This is a genomic window from Microvirga aerilata, assembly GCF_016743775.1.
In the GTDB taxonomy this organism is placed as follows: domain Bacteria; phylum Pseudomonadota; class Alphaproteobacteria; order Rhizobiales; family Beijerinckiaceae; genus Microvirga; species Microvirga aerilata.
On record NZ_JAEQMY010000319.1, the window covers coordinates 1 to 936 of the forward strand.

Here is a 936-nt window from a genome sequence, read left to right on the forward strand (position 1 = left end):
GAATGGGTGGCGCAACACACGCACGTGTCGCTGTTTCCTGGCACTCCTTCGCGCTCCTTTGGCACCAAGCAGGATCACCCGCCCGCTCTATAGCCAACACCTCAGCCCGAAAGCCTGGGCTACCAGAACGAAAGCTGGACTACTTGGGTTGATCTTTGGACTAAGTCTCAGGCCAGGATCGGCTCAGGCGTGAATGGCGACCGTTCCACCAGCAGCACCTTGGCCACTGCGCCAACCGACCACAACTCATCGAGAATGCGTGTCAGTGGCTCAGATGCGGCGGCTTGCCGAGCCTCCTGCATCGTGCGGAACTCCAGCATGGTGAGTGTGTCAGGACTGTCCTGATTGGCTGTACGGTAGGCCACGAAGGATACGGCTCCAGGCAGCTTCAGAAGCTGGTCGATCCAGTCCCGGACGTGCCGGTTGTAGTTGTTCCAATTCTGCGTATCGGTCGGACGATCATACTGGAGCATGACATAAGCCATGACCTGTCTCCCAGGCATCTCACGCGCAAAATGCCAGTCGCGTGGCGGCGGCTCTCCACATTCCACCCACCTGAGGCGGCATCGTCTGACCTGTTGAGCAAGTTCTCCTCGACGAGCCGTCAAGCAGTTTGGTGAAGCTCACCAAGCATGTGGCTGAGCAAGTTCGGCATAGCGGCGTTCGCTTCCTTTACTCTACCATAGACTTTTGGTGCCATCGTAAGCAAATCGCACGAGGAGCAGCCCTCCTGAAAGCAGCCACGCGCTGTTCCGCCGCGAGACATCAAACTGTTGCGTGACCTTGATAGTGTTAACATAAACGCCGTCCAGAAGGGGAGAGTCACCCGATGCCGCGTTGCTCTGCCGCGCCACGACCACTTGCACCTTTGACACAGACGCCCGGCTAGCCCGACGACCTCCTGTATGAGCTTCAAACCACCTTGGCCGCGCTGGC

At 58.5% G+C, this 936-nt stretch carries 1 protein-coding gene; it reads right to left on the reverse strand.

The genetic code is table 11. The annotated features are described in order from the left end of the window. Positions 1-167: 167 nt before the first annotated feature. Positions 168-485 carry a hypothetical protein gene (locus tag JKG68_RS32580; protein ID WP_202066599.1) on the reverse strand — a complete coding sequence of 106 codons (318 nt, stop codon included), beginning with the start codon at positions 483-485 and terminating at the stop codon, positions 168-170. Positions 486-936 lie beyond the last annotated feature (451 nt).